Source organism: Actinomadura rugatobispora (assembly GCF_042656285.1).
GTDB classification, from domain to species: Bacteria; Actinomycetota; Actinomycetes; order Streptosporangiales; family Streptosporangiaceae; genus Spirillospora; species Spirillospora rugatobispora.
The window spans coordinates 56075-65531 of the sequence record NZ_JBHSON010000064.1; the positions used below are offsets into that span (position 1 = coordinate 56075).

Consider the following 9457-nt stretch of genomic DNA (forward strand, 5'->3'; position numbering starts at 1 on the left):
AACCCCCCGACCGCCACAATCTGCGCCGTGACCTGCGTCGAAACGCTCCCCGGGGCGCCCGCCGCCGCTGAAATGGGAAGAGTTTTGCGCGGTGGTGCGTTAACCTCTCAGCGAGCAGTCATGTCGGCAGGCCTTGACGGGGACACCTGCCGCCGCAAGCAGCCACGAGCGATCCGGGGACGGTGCGAGCCCGGAGGCGAGCCCGGCGGTCTGATCACCCCGGAGCCGCCGGAAGAACCGCCGGACCGCACCGGAAGCCGCCCTCGGGGCCGGCCCGCCGGGAGCCGGGCCGGCGCAGTAGACCCGGCAGCCGAGACTCGAACGAAGCGGATCGCGCCCTTCCGGCGCGGTCAAGGAGGGTGGTACCGCGGGATCCGGCCCGGCCCAGCGCCTGGCGGAGGTCTCGTCCCTCCGGTCCACGTGCCGTACGCGTCGATCCGGAGGTCCGTCCCGTGACCCGCAAATTCCCGCCCCTGCCCGCGCAGGTCGATCTGCCCGCCCTGGAGCGGGAGATGCTGCGCCGCTGGCAGGACGGCAAGGTGTTCGAGCGGTCGCTGGAACGCACCGCCTCGGGCCCCCGCTGGCTGTTCTACGAGGGCCCGCCCACCGCCAACGGCATGCCCGGCGTCCACCACGTCGAGGCCCGGGTGTTCAAGGACGTCTTCCCGCGCTACCGCACCATGAAGGGCTACCACGTCCCCCGCAAGGCCGGCTGGGACTGCCACGGCCTGCCGGTCGAGGTGGCCGTGGAGAAGGAGCTGGGCCTCACCGGCAAGCGCGACATCGAGTCCTACGGCATCGCCGAGTTCAACGCGCGGTGCCGGGAGTCGGTGCTGCGGCACGTGGACGCCTTCGAGGAGATGTCCGAGCGGATGGGCTTCTGGGCCGACACCGCCCAGGCGTACCGCACGATGGACCCCGAGTACGTCGAGTCCGTCTGGTGGTCCCTGAAGGTCATCTTCGACAGGGGGCTGCTGTTCCGCGACTTCCGCATCACGCCGTACTGCCCGCGCTGCGGCACCGGCCTGTCCGACCACGAGCTGGGCCAGCCCGGCGGGTACGAGACCGTCACCAGCCCCTCGGTGTACGTGCGGATGCCCGCCACCTCCGGCCCGCTGGCCGAGCTGGGCGCCGCCCTCCTCATCTGGACGACCACCCCTTGGACCCTGGTGTCCAACACCGCGGTGGCCGTGCACCCCGACGTCACCTACGTCGCCGCCCGCCCCGCGGGCTCCGACGAGGTGCTCGTGGTGGCCGAGCCCCTGCTCGACCAGGTCCTGGGCGAGGGCGCCGAGCGGCTGGCGACCTTCCAGGGCACCGAGCTGGAGCGCACCTCCTACCGGCGCCCGTTCGACCTGGTCGACATCCCCGACGCCCACTACGTGGTCCTGGGCGACTACGTCACCGTGGAGGACGGCACCGGCCTGGTCCACCAGGCGCCCGCGTTCGGCGCCGACGACATGACCGTGTGCAAGAACTACGGCATGCCGATCGTCAACCCGGTCGGCCCCGACGGCCGGTTCCTGCGGGACGTCCCCCTGGTCGGCGGCAAGTTCTTCAAGGACGCCGACGAGGCGCTGACCGACGACCTGCGCGCCCGGGGGCTGCTGTTCCGCGGCGGCCACTTCGACCACAGCTACCCGCACTGCTGGCGCTGCCACACCCCGCTCCTCTACTACGCGCTGCCGTCCTGGTACATCCGCACCACCGCCGTCAAGGACCGGCTGCTGGAGGAGAACGCCAAGACCAACTGGTTCCCCGAGACCGTCAAGGAGGGCCGGTACGGGGAGTGGCTGCGCAACAACGTCGACTGGTCGCTGTCGCGCAGCCGCTACTGGGGCACCCCCCTGCCGCTGTGGGTGTGCGGCGCCGACGAGGACCACATCACCTGCGTCGGCTCTCTCGAGGAGCTGGGCGAGCTGGCCGGGCGCGACCTGTCCAAGCTCGACCCCCACCGCCCCTACGTCGACGACGTCACGCTGCCCTGCCCCCAGTGCGGCGAGGAGGCGCGGCGCGTGCCCGACGTCATCGACGCCTGGTACGACTCGGGGTCGATGCCGTTCGCGCAGTGGGGCGCCCCCCACCGCAACAAGGAGGTCTTCGAATCCTCCTACCCGGCCCAGTACATCTGCGAGGCCCAGGACCAGACCCGTGGCTGGTTCTACTCCCTGATGGCGGTCGGCACGCTGGTCTTCGACCGGTCGTCCTACGAGAACGTCCTCTGCCTGGGCCTCATCCTGGCCGAGGACGGCCGCAAGATGAGCAAGCACCTGGGCAACGTGCTGCGGCCCATCCCGCTGATGGACGAGCACGGCGCCGACGCGCTGCGCTGGTTCATGCTCGCCAGCGGCATGCCGTGGGCGGCCCGGCGGGTCGGGCACGGGGCCATCGAGGAGATCGTCCGCAAGGTGCTCCTCACGTACTGGAACACCGCCTCGTTCCTGGTCCTGTACGCCAACGCGGCCGAGGCCCAGGACGGCCGCGCGTGGACCCCCGACCGGATGGCCGAGGCGCCCGCCCCGGCCGACCGGCCCCTGCTGGACCGCTGGGCCCTGGCCGAGCTGCACCGCACCGTCCGCGACGTCGACGGCGCCCTCGACGGGTTCGACTCGGCCGCGGCCGGGCGCCGGCTGGCCGAGTTCGTCGACGACCTGTCCAACTGGTACGTGCGGCGCTCCCGGCGGCGGTTCTGGGAGGGCCCGGACACTCCCGGCGGCGCCGCCGCGTTCGCCACCCTCTACGAGTGCCTGGAGACCCTGACACGGCTGATGGCCCCGATGGTGCCGTTCCTCACCGACTACATGTGGAACGTCATCCGCCCGGCCGACGCCCCCGAGTCGGTCCACCTGACCGACTTCCCCACCGTCCGGGAGGACCTCCTGGACGCGACGCTGTCGTCCCAGATGGCCCTCGTCCGGCGCCTGGTGGAGCTGGGCCGGGCCGCGCGGGCGGGCAGCGGCGTCCGCACCCGGCAGCCCCTCGGCCGCGCCCTGGTGGGCGCCCAGGGCTGGGCGGCGCTCCCCGCCGAGCTGCGCGCCCAGATCGCCGAGGAGCTGAACGTCCAGGCGTTCGAGGAGCTCTCCACGATCGGCGGCGACCTGGTCGAGTACGAGGTCAAGCCCAACTTCCGCGAGCTGGGCAAGCGGTTCGCCAAGGACACCCCGAAGGTGGCCAAGGCGGTGACCGGCGCCGACGCCGCCGGGCTGGTAGCCGCGCTGCGCGCCGACGGCACCGTCACGGTCGAGGCGGGCGACCTCGGCGCCGTCGCGCTCTCCCCGGACGAGGTGATCGTCACCGAGCGGCCGCGCACCGGCTGGGCGGTGGAGAGCGCCGGCGGCGAGAGCGTCGCGCTGGACCTGACCGTCACGCCCGAACTGCGGCGCGCCGGGCTGGTCCGCGAGGCCGTGCGGCTCGTCCAGGACGGCCGCAAGTCCTCGGGGCTCGACGTCACCGACCGGATCGAGCTGTGGTGGCGGGCCGCCGGCGACGACCTCGCCGAGGCGCTGCGCGCGCACGAGTCCGAACTGGCCGGCGAGGTCCTGGCCGCGAGCGTCCGGGAGGGCCGGCCCGACCTGGACCTGCCCGCTCTGCAGGACGACGAGCTCGGCCTGACCTTCTGGCTCCGCAAGAGCTGACCGGGGCGCTTCGGCGGCATTCGCACGACGAATGCCGCCGAAGCCCTATTCGAGACACATCGCGTTTGCGATGATGGAGGGCGTGAACGCGAACGAGCCCTCCGAACCGGCCCCGGACCCGGGATCGGCGCTGCGCGCCTCCGACGCCGACCGCGACCGGGTCTCGGACCGTCTCCGGGAGGCCCTGGCCGAAGGGCGCATCACCCCGGAGGAACACGCCGAGCGCATCGACGTGGTCTACCGCGCCAAGACCTACGCCGACCTGGAGCCCGTCCTCAGCGACCTGCCCGCCGCCCCCGAACCACGGGTGCGACTGGAGAAGGAACCGAGCCTGCCGCCGCCCGAACCGCAGCCGCCCTCCGTCGTGGCCGTCTTCGCGGGCGCCGAGCGCCGCGGCCGCTGGCTCGTCGAACCGGAGACCACCGTGACCTGCGTCTTCGGCGGCGCCGAGCTGGACTTCCGCCAGGCCGTCCTCTCCCAGCGCGAGGTCACCCTCACCATCACCTGCGTCTTCGGCGGCGTGGACATCACCGTCCCCCCGGGCGTACGGCTGGTGAGCTCCATCTCCGCCGTCTTCGGCGGCGTGGACCTCCCCGAAGACGACACCGACTCCCCGGACGCCCCGGTCATCCGCCTCAACGGAACGGCCCTGTTCGGCGGCGTGACCGCGAGCCGCAGCGAGATGGGCACCACCCGCGCCGACCACCGCCGCGAACGCCACAGCCTGCACCAGCAGCACCTCCAGATGCGCGAGGACCACCGCGAGCAGATCCGGCAACTCCGAGACCAACGCCGCGAACACCTACGCCGCCAACGAGAGTCACGCTAGTCATTGTGGAGGGGCGACCCTCCACTCCGCTGGCGCTCCGCTACGGGCCGGACAGTGTTCGGCGGTCGCCGTTGCGGCTGTTGCGGGGCGAGTGATCCCCCGAAGCGGCGCTCCGCGCGGCCGCGGCCAAGCGGAGGATGTTACGCGTCACGCATCGGGCTGGCAGACGAGGCAGGGGGTGCAGCCTCGGGTCTTGGCCTCGGCCCGGGAGACGGACTCCAGGTCTTCGGTCTCGTCGCCGATGTCCTCGATCAGGGCGCAGTCGACGCGGTGGTAGCGCTTGGTGCCGCTGAGGATCCGCACCGTCACGTCGTCCCCGGGGGTCCTCTCCGCGGGGATGTCGGCGGCCGTCGCCGGAGCGGGCCAGGCCGACGGGAGCGGGGCGGTGGGCTCGGCCGGGTGGCCGGATCCGGCCTCGGGCTCGCGGGCCGGCGCGGGGCTCGTGGCCGGCGGGTCGGCGCGGAGGGGCGAGGTCTCGTCCGCCGGTGCCTCGGTTACACCGGACGCCTTGGTCTCCGGCTTGGAGAGGGGGTCCGGGGGCGAGTCGGCGGGGACGGGGATCTCGGCGGTCTTGGCGGCGGTCTTGCCCGCGGGGACGGTCACCGCGGCTCGGGCCGCCAGGGCGGTGTCGGGCATGCAGGCGGTGCAGGGGCTGAAGCCCTCTTCCTTCGCCTCCGCGTAGGTGAGCTCCTCGCGGTCGCGTCCCGCCAGCTGGCGGCAGGTGTCGAGGTGGTAGCGCTTGCGGCCGCGGACCACGTACACGACGGCGTCGTCGGGGACCTCGGCGGACGGCGGCTGGATCCGCACCGTGTCGTCGCCGGGAGGCGGGGCGGGGGTCTTCGAGCGGGCCGCGGGGCGCTCGGGCTTCTTCTTGCCCTTGGGCTTGGCGGGCTGCCGGGTCCTCTTGGCGGCCGGTGCGCCGGAGCCGAACAGCTCCTTGCGTCTCAGGAAGACCCCGATGGCCAGGCACAGCGCCGACACGACGCTGACGGCGATCGAGATGTAGATCACCACCAGCGCGTCCAGGCCGAGGACCTGGGCGCTCTCTCCGTTGCCCGCGACGATCCCCGCCACCAGCAGGGCGATCGCCACGACGACGAGGACGCCGCTCAGGATGATCACAGGGTCTCTCCCCCTTCACAGCCCGCATCCCCCGTGCCGTCCACGGCCGGGGGCCACCGCCGATGCTCCGAAACGCCGCCGGGATGGCGGCGGTGCCATCCGCGGCGCGGCGAACGGGACGACACTATCGTCCGCGAGGGCTGGTTCAGCGCCTCTCGTGCGGCGGGTTGTCGCCGCCCGCGTGGAACGCGCCGGTGGCCGAGTGCTGGACCTGCTGGTGCTGGGCCGGCTCGGGGGGCGGGAAGGTTCCGGGGCCGGTGGGGTTGCCGCCCGCGGCGCCGTTGCGGTTGTCGTGCGGGATGGCCGGCTGCGGACCGGTCGGCGGGCCGCTGGGGCCGACCTGCTGCCCGGCCGGGGCGGCGGGGACGGCGGGGAAGCCTCCGGTCTCGGTGCTTCCGGCCTCCAGGTCGCGCAGCTGCCCCTCGAGGTAGACCTTGAGGCGGCTGCGGTACTCCCGCTCGAACGCGCGCAGGTTGTCGACCTCGCGCTCGAGCTCCTCGCGCTGCTGCACGAGCGAGCCCATGACCTGGCGGTGCCGCTCCTGGGCGTCGCGGTCGAGGGCCTCGGCGCGGGAGCGGGCCTCGCTGACGATCTGGTCGGCCTGCCGGCGGGCCTTGCCGAGGATCTCCTCGGCCTCGCGGCGGGCGCGGCCCAGGGTCTCGTCGGCCTCCCGGCGGGCGTCCGCGATCGCCTGGTCGGCGGTCTGCTGCGCCAGCGCCAGCACGCGCGCCGCGGTGTCCATGTTGTCCTCGCCGGAGGGCGCGGGGGCCATGCCCAGCCCGCCGCCGAGCGCCGGCTCGGGCTCGGGCTGCGGCTGCATCGGCTCGGGCGGCCGGGGCGGCTCGGGGATCTTGGCCACGTCCGGCTTGGGCTCGACGATGGGCGCGGCCATCGCGGGGACCTTGCCGCGCAGGCACTCGGCGAGCTTGGCCCGCAGCTCCTCGTTCTCCTGGATGAGGCGGTCGAGCTCGGCCTCGACCTCGTCGAGGAAGGCGTCCACCTCCTCCTCGTCGTACCCCGGCCTCAGCCTGGTGGTACTGAACTGCTTGTTCCGCACATCGGCGGGTGTCAGCGGCATGTTCGTCTCCTTGGCGCGCTTGGAGTCTGTCCCAAAGGACGGTATCCGATCAGAGCCTCTGCACGAAGATGATCATGACCCAGACCACAAGGATGAGGACAGTGAAGCTGAGGTCCAACGCCACGTTACCCAGACGGATGGGCGGGATGAAACGTCTCAGGAGTTTCAGTGGCGGATCGGTGATGGTGTAGGTGGCCTCGGCGATCACCAGCACCACTCCGGTGGGACGCCATGACCGTGCGAACGACTGCAGGACCTCCAGGATCAGCCTCCCGATCAGGAACAGGAGGAAGATGTAGAGGACGAACGCCAGCACGGTTCCTACGATTGTCACGGAGCCACTCTCACATGTGCCTGTCAGCTTTGGTTGAAGAACCCTCGTTCTGCCATCCGGGCCTTGTCCTCCGCCGTCACCTCGACGTTGGCGGGTGACAGGAGGAACACCTTGTTCGTAACACGCTCTATGCTCCCGTGCAGGCCGAACACCAGACCCGCCGCGAAGTCGACCAGCCTCTTGGCGTCGCTGTCGACCATCTCGGTCAGGTTCATGATGACGGGTGTCCCCTCACGGAAGTGCTCCCCGATGGTCCTTGCCTCGTTGTAGGTCCTTGGGTGCAGCGTAGTGATTCGCGCGAGGTCGGTGGTACCCGACTCGTAGAGCGCCACCGAGCGCCGCTCGGCGGCGGGCGAGGCGTGATGATCGCGTTCCCGGTCCGCGGCATCCTCGGCTCGGGTAAGCTGACCGCCGGATTCCTCCTCGCGGAGCCGACCCTGCCGACCCTGTCCCGGGTCGGTATCGTCGTCGTACGTCTCGTACTCGTCGTAGTCGTACTTGTCGTCGTAGCGGTCGTCCTCCACAAGGCCGAGGTAGACCGCCATCTTGCGCATCGCGCTGGCCATATGCCCTCCGTCGTCCTGTGGCCCCGGCACCGCCGTCGGACTGCTCCATCTGCGTGGTCCGCCGTTTCGGCAGGTACCACTGGGGGGACATTACCTGACGATTGCCTGTCGGCCGCCGAGCAACGCCGTACCGATCCGCAGGTGTGTCGCGCCACACCCGATCGCGGGCTCCAGATCACCGCTCATACCCGCCGATATGGCATCGGCGCCGGGGTGCGCCTTCCGCAGGTCGGCGGCGATGCCGGCCAGCCGCTCGAAGGCCGGTCGCGGGTCGCCGCCCAGCGGCGCGACCGCCATCACCCCGTCCAGGGTCAGCCCCTCGGCCGCCGCGATCGCGTCGGCCAGCGCGGGCACGTCGGCGGGCGCGACGCCGCCGCGTTCGCCGCGGTCCGGGCCGGGCTCGTCGAGGGAGACCTGGATCATGCAGCGCAGTGTGCGGCCGAGCCGTACGGCCGCGGTCGACAGCGCGGCGGCGAGCCTGGGACGGTCGACCGACTGCACCACATCGGCGTAGGACGCCACCGAGCGCGCCTTGTTGGTCTGCAGCTGCCCCACGAAGTGCCAGGTCAGCGGGAGCCCGGCGGTGGCGGCCGCCTTGGGCGCGGCCTCCTGGTCGCGGTTCTCGGCGACGTCGGTGAGGCCCAGTCCGGCCAGCAGCCGTACGTCGGAGGCCGGGAAGGTCTTGGTGACCGCCACCAGCGTGACCTCGCCGGGGTCGCGCCCGGCCGCGGAGCACGCGGCGGCGATCCGCTCGCGGACTTCGGCGAGGTTGGCCGCCAGCTCCTCGCTCCGCTCCCGGAGACCCTGCCCGGGCCCCTCGCCGGGGACGCGCCCTGGCGGCGCGTCAGGCATCCGCGTACCGCTCGGCACCGCCATCGAGCCAGACATACCCGGCGAACCGCCCAGTGCGGCCCTCACGGCGGTAGGAGAAGAGCTTGGGGGTCTCGATGGTGCAGCGCGGGTCGACCTGGACGTCGGTCACCCCGCATCCGGCGAGCTGCTCGACGATCCCGGCCCGGATGTCCAGGCCGGGCGTGCCCGCCCGGGTGGTGGCGCGGGCGGCGGGGACGGCGGCGGCGACCTCGTCGCGCATGGCGGCGGGCACCTCGTAGCAGCCGCCGCAGGCCGCCGGGCCGATCGCGGCGGAGATCCGGCCGGGCTCGGCGCCCTGCTCCCGCATGCGGGCGACCAGTGCCGGGACGACCCCGAGCGCGGTGCCCGGACGCCCGGAGTGCGCGGCGCCCACCACCCCGGCCACGGAATCGGCGAGCAGCACCGGCGCGCAGTCGGCGACCAGCACCGCCAGCGCCAGCCCGGGGACGGTGGTGACCAGCGCGTCGACCGCGGGGGCGCCGTCCGCCGCCCCGTCGACATCGTCGGGGCCGGTGACGACGCGCACGTCGGCGCCGTGCACCTGCCGCATCCAGACGGTGCGGCCGGGGGCGAGGCCGAGGGCGGTCTCGGCGCGGCTCCGGTTGGCGCGGACCGCGGCCGGGTCGTCGCCGACCGCGCCGCCGAGGTTGAAGGAGTCGTAGGGGCCCTCGCTGACGCCGCCGGCCCGCGCGGTGAACGCGGCGCCGATCCCCTCCGCCAGCGCGACGCGCGTGATCATGCGGTGGCCGCCGGCCGGCACCCTGGGGCCGGGCCCGCCGGCGGGCCCGGCCGTGCCGGGCGTGTGGACGGTCACTTCAGGAAGTCGGGGACGTCGAGGTCGTCGTCCTCGTCGAACACGACGGGACGGCGGCGCTGCCCGGTCGCGGCGGAGCCGCTGTCGGACTCGCCCGCGTGCACGCGGGTGGCCGACTGCTCGGGGTTGCGCGGCGCGGGCAGCCGGAGGCTCTCGTCCGGCTCGTCCGCGGCACCGCCGTCGGCGCCGGTCCCGCGGCCGGCGCC

At 73.1% G+C, this 9457-nt stretch carries 8 protein-coding genes and 1 pseudogene; 2 read left to right on the forward strand and 7 right to left on the reverse strand.

Features of this window, described 5'->3' with window-relative positions:
- The first annotated feature begins 452 nt into the window (after positions 1-452).
- Both ileS and ACFPZN_RS36595 read left to right on the forward strand, forming a co-directional pair.
- Positions 453-3635, forward strand: a complete 3183-nt coding sequence (ileS, locus tag ACFPZN_RS36590) for an isoleucine--tRNA ligase (RefSeq protein ID WP_378287040.1) — start codon at positions 453-455, stop codon at positions 3633-3635.
- An 82-nt stretch (positions 3636-3717) separates the two neighbouring features.
- Positions 3718-4464: a DUF1707 SHOCT-like domain-containing protein gene (locus ACFPZN_RS36595; protein ID WP_378287041.1), complete on the forward strand. Its 747-nt coding sequence runs from the start codon at positions 3718-3720 to the stop codon at positions 4462-4464.
- Positions 4465-4611: 147 nt separating this feature from the next.
- Here the strand turns inward: ACFPZN_RS36595 and ACFPZN_RS36600 are convergent, their stop codons facing one another.
- From ACFPZN_RS36600 to ACFPZN_RS36630, 7 genes and pseudogenes are all read right to left on the reverse strand, one after another.
- Positions 4612-5586 (reverse strand): hypothetical protein, encoded by a 975-nt coding sequence (locus tag ACFPZN_RS36600; RefSeq protein ID WP_378287042.1) that lies wholly within the window; start codon positions 5584-5586, stop codon positions 4612-4614.
- 145 nt (positions 5587-5731) lie between these two features.
- A complete protein-coding gene (locus ACFPZN_RS36605; protein ID WP_378287043.1) occupies positions 5732-6664 on the reverse strand; it encodes a DivIVA domain-containing protein in 933 nt (310 codons plus the stop codon).
- A gap of 49 nt (positions 6665-6713) precedes the next feature.
- Complete coding sequence (locus ACFPZN_RS36610) at positions 6714-6998, reverse strand: YggT family protein (protein WP_378287044.1); 285 nt, start codon at positions 6996-6998, stop codon at positions 6714-6716.
- Positions 6999-7021: 23 nt separating this feature from the next.
- Positions 7022-7564: a cell division protein SepF gene (locus ACFPZN_RS36615; RefSeq protein WP_378287045.1), complete on the reverse strand. Its 543-nt coding sequence runs from the start codon at positions 7562-7564 to the stop codon at positions 7022-7024.
- A gap of 90 nt (positions 7565-7654) precedes the next feature.
- Positions 7655-8416: a YggS family pyridoxal phosphate-dependent enzyme gene (locus ACFPZN_RS36620; RefSeq protein WP_378287046.1), complete on the reverse strand. Its 762-nt coding sequence runs from the start codon at positions 8414-8416 to the stop codon at positions 7655-7657.
- Complete coding sequence (gene pgeF, locus ACFPZN_RS36625; protein WP_378287049.1) at positions 8409-9176, reverse strand: peptidoglycan editing factor PgeF; 768 nt, start codon at positions 9174-9176, stop codon at positions 8409-8411. Before pgeF ends, ACFPZN_RS36620 begins: the two co-directional genes overlap by 8 nt.
- 71 nt (positions 9177-9247) lie before the next feature.
- Positions 9248-9457 (reverse strand): annotated as a pseudogene (locus ACFPZN_RS36630) (cell division protein FtsZ); the annotation flags it as partial.

Coding starts and splice junctions, on each gene's coding strand:
- ACFPZN_RS36615 (WP_378287045.1), bottom strand. CDS start 7,564: ATGGCCAGCGCGATGCGCAAGATGGCGGTCTACCTCGGCCTTGTGGAG.
- pgeF (WP_378287049.1), bottom strand. CDS start 9,176: ATGATCACGCGCGTCGCGCTGGCGGAGGGGATCGGCGCCGCGTTCACC.
- ACFPZN_RS36605 (WP_378287043.1), bottom strand. CDS start 6,664: ATGCCGCTGACACCCGCCGATGTGCGGAACAAGCAGTTCAGTACCACC.
- ACFPZN_RS36620 (WP_378287046.1), bottom strand. CDS start 8,416: ATGCCTGACGCGCCGCCAGGGCGCGTCCCCGGCGAGGGGCCCGGGCAG.